Source organism: Paraburkholderia sp. HP33-1, assembly GCF_021390595.1.
In the GTDB taxonomy this organism is placed as follows: domain Bacteria; phylum Pseudomonadota; class Gammaproteobacteria; order Burkholderiales; family Burkholderiaceae; genus Paraburkholderia.
In genome coordinates, this window is the sequence record NZ_JAJEJR010000001.1 from 975,443 (window position 1) to 989,179 (window position 13,737).

Genomic DNA, 13,737 nt, shown 5'->3' on the forward strand with positions numbered 1-13,737 from the left:
CGTGAAGTGAGGTGATGGCGAGCCGCCAGTGGGCGGCTCGTCGCAGGGAAGGGCGGCGAGTGCCACCGGTGAGCGCGTTCAGTACTGCACGATGATCGCGACTCGCCGGTTCGCCGCTCTTGCCGCCGCGTCATCGCCTGCGACCAGCGGGAAATTGTCCGCCCGCCCGATCGCGGCCAGCCGATGCGGCTCGATTCCGCGCTCGACCAGATACCTGACCACCGCCCCCGCGCGAGCCGAGGACAGCTCCCAGTTGGACACATACTTCGCGGTCGAAATCGGCACACTGTCGGTATGCCCTTCGACGAGCACATTCCCGGTCGCATCCTTTTGCAGTACCTGCGCGATCTGATTCAGTACCTCGAACGAATCCGGCAGAAGCCGCGCATCGCCGGCGTTGAACAGGATCTTCGCGTTGACGCCGATTTCGACGCCGTGCGGCAGGTCCGTCACCGTGATCAGCCCCTTCTCGCGCAGCGCATCGAGCAATGCGCTCAGCCGCTTGCGCGCTTCCTGTTGCGTGGCGCCCGCCGGCGCGGGCGTGCTCTGCTGCGCCGTTTTCGTTTCGAGCATCTGATACCTGAGCTCGAGTTGCTTCGATTTCGCCAACTGCAACACATACAGCGCGAGGAACAACACCATCATCGTCGTGATGAGGTCCGCGTACGAGATCAGCCAGCGGCCGCCCTCGGTGCCTTCGCCGCCGTGCCCGTCGCGCTCGTCGGCGCCGCTTGGCGGGCGTTTGCCGTCAGACGTCGTTTGCATGGGTGATTAATCCGTTTCGAATGGCAGCGCGCTTCATGGCGGGCTCAGGCGAGCGACTCCGCCGCGCGCCCGCGCACCTCGCCCGTCAGGCGCGTCTCGATCGTATGCGGGGACTCCTTGCGTGAAATCGCGAGGAGCCCGTCGAGGTAGAGGCGGCGAAACCGCGCCTCGCTGTCGACCTGCGCCTGCAACTTGCCGTACAGCGGCAGAAACACCAGATTCGCGAGCGCGAGACCGTACAGCGTCGCGACGAACGCCGTCGCGATGCCCGAGCCGAGTTGCGCCGGGTCGAGAATGTGATTGGTGACCTGGATCAGCCCGAGCACCGAGCCGAGGATGCCGAACGTCGGCGCATAGCCGCCCGCCTGCTGCCACACGCGCGCGGCCGCCATGTGATTGCGCGCGTACGCATCGAGTTCGCGCTGCAGCGCGTCTTCGAGCACGGCGGTGGACACGCCGTTCGCGAGCAGTTCGAGCCCGCGTCTGGCGAATGGATGAATGCCGCTGACGTCCATCGATTCGAACGCGAGCAGGCCGTTGAGCTTTGCCTGGTCACCCCATTCGAGCAGATCCGCAAGACTCTTCTGGTCGACCCGCCGCGCGCGCGTGAACGCGAGACCGAGCAGCTTCACCGCATCGAAGAAGCGCGCCCATGTGTTCTGGATCATCACCGCGCCGAGCGTACCGCCGAGCACGATGACGAACGCTTCGTACTGGAACAGCGTCAGAAAATGCCCGCCTTCGAGCGCGAAGCCAAACACGATCGCCGCTCCGCCGAACAGCACACCGAATAACGTCAACAGATCCATGCTTGTCCCCGAACCGCGCCGCGTTCACGCTGCCTTCAGCGTCTTCACCGCGTCGAGCAGCCGTTGCTCGATGTCACCGACTTCGACCGGATCGATCTTGATGTCGCGCCGCATCACCCACGACACTTCGTTGCGGCGCACTTCGGTCATCACCGACAGCAGGCGCTCGGCCACCGGCTGCCCGTCGATGCTGACGAGCAGCTTCGCGAGATCGTACGTATCGAAGCCGCTGACGACTTCGAACAGCGTGCGCTGGTCGACGAAGGCGAGATCGTCGAGCGAATTGAGCGCGCCGCTCTGGCGCGTACTGCGTCGCGAGAAATAGGCGACGCCTTGCTGCTCGACATAGGTCAGCACCTTCGACTTGCGGAACGCGAAGAGTTCGTCGGCGATTTCGCCGTGCGACAGCTTGTTCAGGATCAACGTCTTGTCGACGCCGATCAACGCCTCCAGATCGGTCAGCTCGATCAGCTCGAGCTCGCTGCTCACCGCGATATCGAGCTCGCCTTCCGCGACCTGCTGCGCGCGATCGACGATGCGCGCGGCGTCGAACGTGACGACCTGGCGTGCGGCCGCGCCGTCATACGCCGAGTATTCGGTCGACACGTTATTTAGTTGTCCGGGCTGCGCGGCCTCGATCGTGACGAGGTTGAGCTTCTCCATGCGCTTGAGCATCGCCATCACGTGCGGACGCGAATGGCCGGCAATCGCGCGACACTTCTTGATCACTTCGACGAGCGGCACCGAGATTTCCTCGCCCTGCGATTGCTGCGGCCGGCGTCCCCAGCTGTCGTTCGCATCGCGCCGTTCGCCGTTCGACATCAGTGTCAGCACGTGGGCATACGACAGCACGCCCGGCAGAAAATCGGCGTGCGTATAGGTCGCGAGCAGATCGTCCTTGCGCTTCACGCGACGAATCAACGTGCGTGTGATATGACGCAGCAACGGCGACACTCGCTCGATCTCTTCGTCGAGCATGCCGGTCGGTACGACGGTCAGTTGACAGAAGCTCAATGCCTTCGCCGTGTGGCTGCGCGGCTCGGCAGCGAGCAACGCGGCTTCCCCGAAGAATTCGCCACGGCCCAGCGTCGCGACGACGACCTTCTTGTCGTCGCAGCGAGTGGAAAGTTCGACCTTGCCTTCCGTGATCAGAAAAACGACGGACTCACCCGAGTAGCCCTCGGAATAGATGATCTCGCCGGGCGCCGCTGTGCGCGTCCACGACTGTTGCCGATTCAAAGTATTTCCCCTGCAGCGCTGTTTTGTCGTTGCGGCTGTGCGACGCGGCGCATTGCATCGCATGGGGCGACAGCCATTCCCCTTACGCACGTTTACGACATTGGGCAGGGACTCTTTAACGGGCGGGAGAGGGTCGGATCGGGAGGAAAACGCGCTGCAAGTCGCGTTTGGAAGCGGAGAACCGCGATAAAACGCCAGGTGAATCGTTTGCGCGTGGCGTAATGGCGCATGTATGCCGCGACCCGGCGGCCGGCAAATTTTTTTATGACCACGGTTCGAAAGCATTTGCCTGGGAGTCCGTTGGAAGCAGTTGATGAACGGTCGATTTGAATGAGCGGGCCGCAGCGAATGCTATGCTCTCGTTCGACCAAAAATATTGCGCCTATGGCGCGACATCCGCACATGACGAAACTGATCAGGCGCGCTTCGGCCGAAGCGCGCGCTTTCCGCAACCGGGACGCCGAAGCTATCGGCGGTAAGCAGAAAATGGCGCACAAAAAGGCGCCAAAACCCACGCACAATGCGAGCGGCACCGTCGACCACGACGTTCACGACGCACCGCAAATCGAAGCACCGCGCAAGCCGCGTTTCGCGCCGGTGACGTTCTCCGAAGAGGGCGGCGTGCGCTTCCTGCATTTCGGCACGGAATGGGTGCAAGGCGCGATGCGTCTGCGCAAGCCCGATCACATCGAACTCGAATACGCGCAGCAGATGATGGCCTGGCTGCTGTTCCTCGAAACGCCGAAGCGCATCGTGCAGCTCGGGCTCGGCGCGGCGTCGCTGACCAAGTTCGCGCACCGCTTCCTGAAGGGCGCCAAGGTCGAGGCCGTCGAATTGAATCCGGCGGTCGTGGTGGCCGCGCACACGATGTTCGAGCTGCCGCCCGACGATGCGCGTCTGACCGTGCACGAAACCGATGCGTGGGACTTCGTCAACGAGCGCGCGAACCACGGCACGATCGGTGCGCTGCAGATCGACATCTACGATGCGACCGCGCGCGGCCCGGTGCTCGATAGCGTCGGGTTTTACCGCGCGGCGCGCGCGTGCCTGACCGAGGCGGGCATCGCCACGGTGAACCTGTTCGGCGATCATCCGAGCTTCGTGCGCAACATGAAGCGTCTGAACGAAGCCTTCGACGGCCGCGTCGTCGCGCTGCCCGAAGTACACGACGGCAACCGCATCGCGATCGCGTTCTCGGGCCCCGCGCTCGACGTGCCGTACGGCGCGCTCGAGGCGCGCGCGAAGCTGATCGAAGCCGAGCTCGGCTTGCCGGCGCGCAAGTGGATCAAGGGTTTGCGCGAATCGACGGGGCAGACGGGCGCATCGTTTGCGATCTGAGCGGCGCCATCCATTTCGGTAAAGCAAAGCGGCCGTGCCGGCGTATCAGTCGGCACGGCCGCTTTGCTTTCAGTACTTTTCACGTCTGCTCTGCAACCTCATCCAGCGTGCTTCGTTGGCCTGCCGCAGCCTTGTCCCACGCCAATGCGCCTCGGGTCGTCCCTGCTTGACCGGGTGTTCGCGACTCCTATACTCTTTCGAAGCTTTCGGGGCGCCCGTGGCCATTCGCCCGCTGTGTGTTCCATCTCCCGCCGACCACGGGCAGATAAATTCTAAATAGGAAACAGGAGACGTCATGGCTCGCGACGCCGACGTGAAGAAAGCCAGCAAGCACTGGCTCTGGCTATTGCTGCTCCCCTGGATCGCGATGGTCTGGGTGCCGTCCTACAACCGGATCGAACCGCAACTGTTCGGTTTTCCGTTCTTCTACTGGTATCAGCTATTGTGGGTGCTGATCAGCGCGGTCATCACCTGGTTCGTCTACTCGAAGACCAAATCCCGCTACACGGGTCGCACGAACGGGGGCGCGCAACAATGAACCCCATTGCAACCTTCGTCTTCGTTCTATTTTTCATCGGCGTCACGATTCTCGGCTTCGTCGCGGCCCACTGGCGGCGCGGCAATCTCGCGCATATTGAAGAGTGGGGTCTTGGCGGCCGGCGCTTCGGCACGATCGTCACGTGGTTCCTGCTGGGCGGCGACCTGTACACCGCCTACACGTTCATCGCGGTGCCGGCGCTCGTGTTCGGCGCGGGCGCGACGGGCTTCTTCGCGCTGCCGTACACGATCCTGATCTATCCGTTCGCGTTCGTCGTGTTCCCGAAGCTGTGGAGCATCGCGAAGCGGCATGGCTACGTGACGTCGGCGGACTTCGTGTCGGCCCGCTACGGCAGCCGCATGCTCGCGCTCGCGGTCGCGGGGACCGGCATCGTCGCAACGATGCCGTACATCGCGCTGCAGCTGGTCGGTATCGAAGTGGTGATCGGCGCGCTCGGTTTCGACACGACGGGCTTCGTCGGCGATCTGCCGCTGATCATCGCGTTCGCGATCCTCGCGGCCTACACGTACACGTCGGGCCTGCGCGCGCCCGCCATGATCGCGGTCGTCAAGGACATCCTGATCTACGTGACGATCTTCGCCGCGATCATCGTAATTCCGCCGCAACTCGGCGGCTTCGGCCATATCTTCGGCGCGGTGCCGCCGGCCAAGCTGCTGCTGAAGTCGCCGGACGTGTCGAGCCTGAACGGCTATAGCGCGTACGCGACCCTCGCGGTGGGCTCGGCGCTCGCCCTGTTCCTCTATCCGCACTCGATCACCGCGGTGCTGTCGTCGAAATCGAGCAACACGATCCGCCGCAACATGGCGCTGCTGCCGGCCTATTCGCTCGTGCTCGGCCTGCTCGCGCTGCTCGGCTTCATGGCACTCGCGGCCGGCGTGAAGGACATGCCGGAATTCGCGCCGTACTTCAAGGCCTTCGGCCCGAACTTCGCGGTGCCGGCGCTGTTCCTGCACTTCTTCCCGTCGTGGTTCGTCGGCGTCGCGTTCGCGGCGATCGGTATCGGCGCGCTGGTACCGGCGGCGATCATGTCGATCGCGGCGGCGAACCTGTACACGCGTAACGTGCACAAGGAGTTCATCAACCGCAACATGACGCACGACCAGGAGACCAACGTCGCGAAGCTCGTGTCGCTGATCGTCAAGGTCGGCGCGGTCGCGTTCATTCTCGGTCTGCCGCTCACGTACGCGATCCAGCTGCAGCTGCTCGGTGGCATCTGGATCATCCAGACGCTGCCGGCGATCGTGCTGGGTCTCTTCACGCGCATGCTCGACTACCGGGGTCTGTTGCTCGGCTGGGCGGCTGGTATCGCGACCGGCACGTGGATGGCGATTTCGCTGAAGCTCGCGAGCTCGATCTTCACGATCCACCTGTTCGGCATGGCGATTCCGGGCTATGCGGCGGTGTGGTCGCTGATCGTGAACCTCGTGGTGTCGGTCGTCGTGAGCCTGTTCGTGCGCGTGGTGGGCATGCAGCGCGCCGAGGACCGCACGCGTCCGGAAGACTACCTGGACGTCGTCGAAGGCTGATCCGGCTCCAGATCACGCTCTGAAAAACGCAACGCCCGCCGACGAAAGTTCGCGGGCGTTTGTGTTTGCGGGGCACTTCAGGGCAGGATAGCGGAACCGTCCTTTCACGCGTTCGCCGCGCGCCGCCATGGCTGCTGCCGATACTCCCACCGTGATCCCCCGCCGCGCGGCGCTCAGCCGGATGGTGCGCGCGGTCACGTCGCCGTACTACCGCTACCGGCACGCGAGAGTGCTGCACAGCCTGCGCGTCGGCCTCGCGATGCTGGTGTCGATTCTTGCGACGACCGGCATCGATATTCCGCACGGCATCTGGTCGTCGGTGACGCTGCTGGTCGTGATCGGCGGCTTGCAGCATCACGGCAATATCCGCAAGAAAGCGGCCGAACGCGCGGCCGGCACGCTGCTCGGCGCATCGATCGGGCTCCTGCTGATCGTGCAGCAGAACTACATCGGCTCGCTGCCGCTCACTTACGTGCTGATGGCGATCGTCGCGGCGATCTGCGCGTGGTTCGCGATCGGCTCGTCCGGCTATATCGGGCTCCTGACCGCGATCACGATGTGCATCGTCGCGGGCCACGGCGACAATCTGATCGACGTCGGCCTGTGGCGCACGCTGAACGTGCTGATCGGCATCGTGATTGCGCTGGCGTTTTCGTTCGCGTTTCCGCTGCACGCGACGTATTCGTGGCGCTATGGGCTCGCCGCTAATCTGCGCGAATGCGCGAGCATCTACGCGCGGCTCCTTGAAGGCGAGACGATCACCGAGGAAGAGCAGGTCAAGCACTTCCTGCAGATCAACAAGCGGCTCGTGCAACTGCGCTCGCTGATGCCGTCGGTCGCGAAGGAAATCGACGTGCCGCAGACGAAGCTCGAGGAGATCCAGCGGCTGCATCGCTCGGTGCTCAGCTCACTCGAACTGCTGGCGACGGGGCCGCTGATGAACGCCGACGCCGCCGCGCGCACGGCCTTTGCGAAACATTGCGGTGCCGAGGTGCGCGCGGTGCGCTCGATCCTGCTGTCGACCGCGCGCGGGCTGCGCTTTGGCCGCCCGACGCGCTTCGGGATTCCGGCGGCCGCGCCGCTCGCGAAGGGCAATAGCGCTGCGGCCGCCGCGTTGCCGCCCGACTGGCAAGGGCCATACTGGCTCGGTCAGCGGCTCGCGGAGCAGGTGGACCGGTTACGCGCGCTGTTGCTGGAGACCGAGCCGAACTGGAATATCGAGCGTCACGCGCGGGCGGCGCGGATCGCCTAGACGGAGCTGATCCTCAAACTTGCGGCGGCAGCGTGACCATCCACATCAGGCCGAAGCGGTCCACCACCATCCCGAAGCCCTTGCTCCAGAAGGTTTGCTGGAACGGCATCACGACCTTGCCGCCGTCGGCGAGCGCGTTGCAGTATTTCTCCGCCGACGCGCTGTCTTCGACTGTCAGCGACAGGCTGAAGCGGTTGAACGGGCCGGCTGCCGGGTCGCAGTTGCCGTCGGAAGCCATCCACGTGCTCGAGCCCATCTGCACGTTGGCGTGCATGATCTTGTCGGCGAGCTCGGGGCGCGGCGGGTTGTTCGCGTCCGGCGGCGCCTCCTTGAACAGCATCTTGAAGGTCACCTGGGCGCCGAGTTTGTCGGTGTAGTAGTCGAGCGCTTCCTGGCAACGGCCGTTGAAGAACACATAGGGCTGAACGTACATGATCGTCTCCATGATCAGGCGTTGGCGGGCGCCATCGTTCCCCGAATGCGGCAGCGGGGAGTGGCGCCCTGCATCTCAGCGCAGCGTTTCGATCAGTTTTTCCAGCTTTACCGCGTCCGCGGCGAACGTACGGATGCCTTCGGCGAGCTTCTCGGTCGCCATCGCGTCGTCGTTGACGAGGAAGCGGAACGATTTCTCGTCGACCGGCACGCGCCCGATGTCCGCGTCGCCCGATGCCTCCGCTGACAGCTTACGCTCGACCTTGTCGGTGCTCTCCTGGAGCTTCTGCAGCAGATCGGGGCTGATCGTCAGCAGATCGCAGCCGGCTAGTTCCAGAATTTGCGAGGTGGTGCGGAAGCTCGCGCCCATCACCTCAGTCTTGTAGCCGAACTTCTTGTAGTACGCGTAGATGCGGCGCACCGACTTGACGCCCGGATCGTTGGCGCCGCCGTCTTTCGCTTCGTCCCACGCGCTGCCGGCGCTCTTCTTGTACCAGTCGTAGATGCGGCCGACGAACGGCGAGATCAGCTGCGCGCCCGCTTCGGCACAGGCCGCCGCCTGCGCGAGCGAGAACAGCAGCGTCATGTTGCAGTGGATGCCTTCCTTCTGCAGCACCTCGGCCGCGCGCACGCCTTCCCACGTGGAGGCGAGCTTGATCAGTACGCGGTCGCGCTCGACGCCGTGCTCCTTGTAAAGCGCAATCAGTTCGTGGGCTTTCGCGATCGAGCCTTGGACGTCGAAAGACAGGCGCGCGTCGACTTCGGTCGACACCCGCCCCGGGATGATCTTGAGGATCTCGCTGCCGAACGCGATCAGCAACTGGTCGATGATCGCGCCGACCGGCTTCGACGCATGCGCCTTCACGGTCTTTTCGAGCAGCGGCCGGTAATCGTCTTTCTGCACGGCTTTCAGAATCAGCGACGGATTGGTGGTCGCATCCCGCGGCTTGTACTGGGCGAGCTGCTGGAAGTCGCCGGTGTCGGCCACCACGGTGGTGTACTGCTTGAGTTGATCGAGTGCGGTTGTCATGTTCGGGCCTTCAGGGCGCGTGCGCGCCGTGGTTCAGGGGAAATGAGGACGCCGCCGCGCCGGCTGGACAAAGCAGAGGAGCCAGCCGGCGCCGGCGGCCGCGGGTCAAGCCGCAGCGCGTCCCGCGATGGCGCGGGGAAACGCTGCCGGATACATCTATTCTATGGCGGATCGCCGGGGACAGTATGAACACCGGGTATCGACAGCAGGCGGTGCGCTCGGTTCACACACGCCGTGGGTTCAACACGGCTTGCGTTACCACGCCGGCGACCAACCCCCAGAACGCCGAGCCGATCGACAGCAGCGTGAGCCCCGAGGCGGTCACCATGAACGTCACGAGCGCCGCCTCGCGCTGCCTCGTGTCCTGCATCGCATTGGCGAGCCCGCTCATGATCGAGCCGAACAGCGCGAGCGCCGCGACCGACACGACCAACTCCTTCGGGAACGCCGCGAACAGCGCGGCGATCGTCGCGCCAAACACCCCTGCGACCAGATAGAAAATGCCGCCCCATACGGCGGCCGTGTACCGCCTGGCGGGGTTTTCGTGCGCTTCGGGGCCCGTGCAGATCGCCGCCGTGATCGCCGCAAGATTGATGCCGTGCGAACCGAACGGCGCGAGCAGCAACGACGCGACGCCGGTCGTCGCGATCAGCGGCGCGGACGGTGTCGTGTAGCCGTCCGCGCGCAGCACCGCGATGCCGGGCACGTTCTGCGAGGCCATCGCGACCACGAACAGCGGAATGCCGATGCTCACGCACGCGGCCACCGAAAACGACGGCATCGTCAGCACCGGATGCGCGAGCGCGACGTGAAAATGGCTGAAGTCGAGCAGCCCGAGGCCGCCGGCGGCGGCCGTGCCGGCCACGAGCGTCGTCGGAATCGCGTAACGCGGCACGAACCGCTTGACGATCAGGTAGGTGAAAAACATCGTCAGCACGAGCGCGGTCTGGAACTGCGCGGCGCGGAAAATCTCGATGCCGATCTCGAACAGGATGCCCGCGAGCAGCGCTGAGGCGAGGCCCGACGGAATCCGCTTCATCAGCGCGTCGAACCAGCCGGTCACGCCGACCAGCGTCAGCAGCGCCGCGCAGAAGATGAACGCGCCGATCGCCTGCGCGTACTCGACATGGGGCAGCGACGCCACCAGCAGCGCCGCGCCAGGCGTCGACCACGCGATCACGATCGGCGCGCGAAAGCGCAGCGACAGGCCGATCGTGCAGAGGCCCATGCCGATCGACAGGGCCCAGATCCAGGACGAAATCTGCGCGTCGCTCAGATGCGCGGCCTGGCCCGCCTGGAACATCAGCACGAGCGAGCTCGTGTAGCCGGTCATCGCCGCGACGAAACCCGCGACGATCGTCGATAGCGACGTATCGGCAAGCGGATTGAAACGCCGGGGCGCCGTGGCGGCGGGGGACAACTGGGGAGACGGGGACGAACTCATGCGAAGGCTTTCTTGTTGGGGAAGTTACAGCGTCAAGACGTGGATATCTGAAGGTCGGCGTTACTTGCTCAGCACCCGCATGGCCGTCTCGAGGCCCGCGAGCGTCAGCGGATACATGCGGTGGCCCAGCACTTCGCGAATTGCGCTGACGGACTGCCGGTATGGCCACAGCGCTTCCGGTTCCGGATTCAGCCACGCGAAGTGCGGGAAATGATCGGCGAGCCGGCGCAACCAGACCGCGCCGGCCTCGGCGTTGTTGTACTCGACCGAGCCGCCCGGCTGCAAGACTTCATACGGGCTCATCGTCGCGTCGCCGACGAAGATCAGCTTGTAGTCGGGCGTGAACTTGTGCAGCACGTCCCACGTCGGCGTGCGTTCGGCGTGGCGGCGGCGGTTGTTTTTCCACAGGAAGTCGTACACGCAGTTGTGGAAGTAGTAGAACTCCAGGTGCTTGAACTCGGCCTTCGCGGCGGAAAACAGCTCCTCGGTGCGCTTCACGTGATCGTCCATCGAGCCGCCGACGTCGAGCAGCATCAGCACCTTCACGTTGTTGTGCCGCTCGGGCACCATCTTCAGATCGAGCCAGCCGGCGTTCGCGGCGGTGCTGCGGATCGTGTCGGGCAGATCGAGTTCTTCCGCGGCGCCTTCGCGGGCGAAACGGCGCAAGCGCCGCAGCGCGACCTTGATGTTGCGCGTGCCGATCTCGACCTGGTCGTCGTAGTCGCGATACGCGCGCGCTTCCCACACCTTGACGGCCGTGCGATTGCCGGCCGCGTCGCCGCCGATGCGCACGCCCTCGGGGTTATAGCCGCCGTTGCCGAACGGCGACGTGCCGCCCGTGCCGATCCATTTGTTGCCGCCCTCGTGGCGCTCCTTCTGCTCGTCGAACAGCTCCTTCAGGCGCTCCATGAGCTTGTCGATGCCGCCCATCGCCTCGATCTGCGCTTTTTCCTCGGCCGACAGATCGCGTTGCAGCTTCTTCTTGAGCCAGTCGAGCGGAATGTCGAACGCGAGCTCGGACGTTTGCGCGACGCCGTTGAAATACGCGCCGAACGCTTGGTCGAACTTGTCGAAGTACTGCTCGTCCTTGACGAGCGTGATGCGGGCGAGGTAGTAGAACTCGTCGAGCGACGGCGCGATCACATTGGCCTTCAGCGCTTCGAGCAGCGTCAGGTATTCCTTCACCGACACCGGCAGTTTGGCGGCGCGCAGCGAGTAGAAAAAGTCGATCAGCATGCTGGATGTCCTGCGGCGCGGCGCCCGTTCAACGGTTGTTGCGGTTCATGAACAGCAGCCGCTCAAACAGGTTCACGTCCTGTTCGTTCTTCAGCAGCGCACCGTGCAGCGGCGGCACGATCTGCTTCTGATCGGCCGAGCGCAGTGCTTCGGGAGGAATCTCTTCGGCGAGCAGCAGCTTGAGCCAGTCGAGCAGCTCGGACGTGGACGGCTTTTTCTTCAGGCCCGCGACGTTGCGCAACTCGAAGAAGCTCTGCAGCGCCGCGGCGAGCAGATCCTTTTTGATGCCGGGGTAGTGCACGTCGACGATCTGCTGCATCGTCGTCGCGTCCGGAAACTTGATGTAGTGGAAGAAGCAGCGGCGCAGAAACGCGTCGGGCAGTTCCTTCTCGTTGTTCGACGTGATGATCACGAGCGGACGATGCTTCGCGCGCACCAGTTCGCGCGTCTCGTACACGTAGAACTCCATGCGGTCGAGCTCGCGCAGCAGGTCGTTCGGGAATTCGATGTCGGCCTTGTCGATCTCGTCAATCAGCAGCACGCTCTGTTCGTCCGATTCGAACGCCTGCCACAGCACGCCCTTGACGATGTAGTTGCGGATGTCCTTCACGCGCTCGTCGCCGAGCTGCGAATCGCGCAGACGCGAGACCGCATCGTATTCGTACAGCCCTTGCTGCGCCTTGGTGGTCGACTTGATGTGCCATTGCAGCAGCGGCATGCCGAGTGCCGCGGCGACTTCCTCGGCGAGCATGGTCTTGCCGGTGCCGGGTTCGCCCTTGATCAGCAGCGGACGCCTGAGCGTCATCGCGGCGTTGACCGCGAGCTTGAGGTCGTCGGTGGCGACGTACTGCGATGAGCCTTCGAAACGCATGGCGAGATGCTCTTGTGCGGAAAAAAACCAGTATAAGTCAGAAGGACTGTCGGCCTGAAACCGGCTCACGTTGGGTGTCAGCCGCGCTGTCGTGCGGCGGTGGCGCTGCTGTGGTGCCGTTGCGAAGCCGCCGCGGGCATGGCGCGGGGCCCGTCCCGGCGGGCGTTGCGCGGCTCCCGCGTCCGGTGGACGTTCGGCGCGGCGGCGCGGTACAATTAGCCCGATTTTTTTGGCCTGCGTGGCCACCTTATAAGAAGAACGGCCGGACCGCTGCCTTTCTGGGCACCCGTTTCCCCTCAAGCCAGGTTACATCTATGAATAAATTCGTCGGCAAACACGTCGTGATCGCAGCGCTGTCGGTGCTCGCGGGCTATGCGGCCAGTGCGCAGGCAGCGGATATCGTAGGCAACGCCAAGGCGGGCCAGGACAAGGTCGCGATGTGTATCGGCTGCCACGGCATCCCTGAATACCGCACGGCTTATCCAGAGGTTTTCCGCGTGCCGAAGCTCGGCGGGCAAAATCAGGCTTACCTCGAAAACGCGCTGCACGCCTACAAGAAGGGCGACCGCCATTTCGACACGATGCACGCAGTCGCGGTGACGCTGTCGGATCAGGACATTGCCGACGTCGCCGCGTACTACGCAGCACAAAATGCCGCTTCGCAAAACAATCCCAACAAGTGATCGGCGTCGGTCACCAGCTCATCAAATTCGTGGGACAGGAGATTTCATGATCAAGCCCGGACAGGCACTCCACACGGTATTCAAGGCTGCAGCCGCGGCGTCGGTGATCGGTCTGGCCGCAGCGAACGTCGCGCACGCGGCCGACGCCGGCAACGGCAAGGTACTTGCCGACAGCCACAACTGCGCGGCCTGCCACGGTGTCAACCTGAACAAGCCGGTGAGCCCCGAGTATCCGAAGCTGGCCGGTCAGCACTCCGACTACGTTTACTGGGCGCTGCGTCAGTACCAGATGGGCACCGGCAATCCGCACTTGGGCCGCAACAACGCGATCATGCAGGCACAGGTGCAGACCCTGTCGCTCGGCGACATGAAGGACATTGCCGCTTACATCGAATCGCTGGACGGCGACCTCGTGCAGAAGAAGTAAGCGTCGGGCGCGGGATTCGCGCCGAAGCTTTAAAAGCAAAACACCCCGCCTTGGCGGGGTGTTTTGCTTTGCTGGCGTCGCACCTCGGCGTGCCTCGCGTGGTGCGACGCCGGAGTTTTCAGTCGC

The 13,737-nt window shown here is 64.2% G+C and carries 14 protein-coding genes; 6 read left to right on the forward strand and 8 right to left on the reverse strand.

The window, feature by feature from the left end:
* Window positions 1–78: 78 nt before the first annotated feature.
* Genes L0U81_RS04440 through L0U81_RS04450 form a run of 3 tightly spaced genes read right to left on the reverse strand, consistent with a single transcriptional unit; the run spans window position 79 to window position 2,813 of the window.
* Window positions 79–765, reverse strand: coding sequence for an OmpA family protein (locus L0U81_RS04440; protein WP_233800364.1), 687 nt, complete (start codon window positions 763–765; stop codon window positions 79–81).
* 44 nt (window positions 766–809) lie between these two features.
* Window positions 810–1,574 (reverse strand): flagellar motor protein, encoded by a 765-nt coding sequence (locus tag L0U81_RS04445; protein ID WP_233800365.1) that lies wholly within the window; start codon window positions 1,572–1,574, stop codon window positions 810–812.
* A 24-nt stretch (window positions 1,575–1,598) separates the two neighbouring features.
* Window positions 1,599–2,813, reverse strand: a complete 1,215-nt coding sequence (locus tag L0U81_RS04450) for a cyclic nucleotide-binding domain-containing protein (RefSeq protein WP_233800366.1) — start codon at window positions 2,811–2,813, stop codon at window positions 1,599–1,601.
* 402 nt (window positions 2,814–3,215) lie between these two features.
* On the opposite strand from L0U81_RS04450, the gene L0U81_RS04455 reads away from it, so the two are divergent.
* The 4 genes from L0U81_RS04455 (at window position 3,216) to L0U81_RS04470 (ending at window position 7,488) form a co-directional block, all read left to right on the forward strand.
* Complete coding sequence (locus L0U81_RS04455; RefSeq protein WP_233800367.1) at window positions 3,216–4,151, forward strand: spermidine synthase; 936 nt, start codon at window positions 3,216–3,218, stop codon at window positions 4,149–4,151.
* 295 nt (window positions 4,152–4,446) lie between these two features.
* On the forward strand, window positions 4,447–4,689 hold the full coding sequence (locus L0U81_RS04460) for a DUF3311 domain-containing protein (RefSeq protein ID WP_233800368.1): 243 nt from the start codon (window positions 4,447–4,449) through the stop codon (window positions 4,687–4,689).
* Window positions 4,686–6,236 carry a monocarboxylate uptake permease MctP gene (gene mctP / locus L0U81_RS04465; RefSeq protein WP_233800369.1) on the forward strand — a complete coding sequence of 517 codons (1,551 nt, stop codon included), beginning with the start codon at window positions 4,686–4,688 and terminating at the stop codon, window positions 6,234–6,236. The genes L0U81_RS04460 and mctP overlap by 4 nt, the downstream gene beginning before the upstream one ends.
* 127 nt (window positions 6,237–6,363) lie before the next feature.
* Entirely contained in the window at window positions 6,364–7,488 is a 1,125-nt protein-coding gene (locus tag L0U81_RS04470) for an FUSC family protein (protein ID WP_233800370.1), read from the forward strand.
* A gap of 13 nt (window positions 7,489–7,501) precedes the next feature.
* Here L0U81_RS04470 and L0U81_RS04475 read toward each other — a convergent pair whose 3' ends face one another.
* From L0U81_RS04475 to L0U81_RS04495, 5 genes are all read right to left on the reverse strand, one after another.
* A complete protein-coding gene (locus tag L0U81_RS04475; RefSeq protein ID WP_233800371.1) occupies window positions 7,502–7,921 on the reverse strand; it encodes a VOC family protein in 420 nt (139 codons plus the stop codon).
* A gap of 75 nt (window positions 7,922–7,996) precedes the next feature.
* Window positions 7,997–8,950 carry a transaldolase gene (gene tal, locus L0U81_RS04480; RefSeq protein ID WP_233800372.1) on the reverse strand — a complete coding sequence of 318 codons (954 nt, stop codon included), beginning with the start codon at window positions 8,948–8,950 and terminating at the stop codon, window positions 7,997–7,999.
* Between the two features lie 223 nt (window positions 8,951–9,173).
* Window positions 9,174–10,394: a benzoate/H(+) symporter BenE family transporter gene (locus L0U81_RS04485; RefSeq protein ID WP_233800373.1), complete on the reverse strand. Its 1,221-nt coding sequence runs from the start codon at window positions 10,392–10,394 to the stop codon at window positions 9,174–9,176.
* A gap of 60 nt (window positions 10,395–10,454) precedes the next feature.
* Entirely contained in the window at window positions 10,455–11,630 is a 1,176-nt protein-coding gene (locus L0U81_RS04490) for a vWA domain-containing protein (RefSeq protein WP_233800374.1), read from the reverse strand.
* Between the two features lie 28 nt (window positions 11,631–11,658).
* Complete coding sequence (locus L0U81_RS04495; RefSeq protein WP_233800375.1) at window positions 11,659–12,501, reverse strand: AAA family ATPase; 843 nt, start codon at window positions 12,499–12,501, stop codon at window positions 11,659–11,661.
* Window positions 12,502–12,815: 314 nt separating this feature from the next.
* Between L0U81_RS04495 and L0U81_RS04500 the strand changes: the two genes are divergently transcribed.
* Together L0U81_RS04500 and L0U81_RS04505 are read left to right on the forward strand one after the other, a co-directional pair.
* Window positions 12,816–13,184: a c-type cytochrome gene (locus L0U81_RS04500; RefSeq protein WP_233800376.1), complete on the forward strand. Its 369-nt coding sequence runs from the start codon at window positions 12,816–12,818 to the stop codon at window positions 13,182–13,184.
* A gap of 46 nt (window positions 13,185–13,230) precedes the next feature.
* Entirely contained in the window at window positions 13,231–13,611 is a 381-nt protein-coding gene (locus tag L0U81_RS04505; protein WP_233800377.1) for a c-type cytochrome, read from the forward strand.
* Window positions 13,612–13,737: the final 126 nt, after the last annotated feature.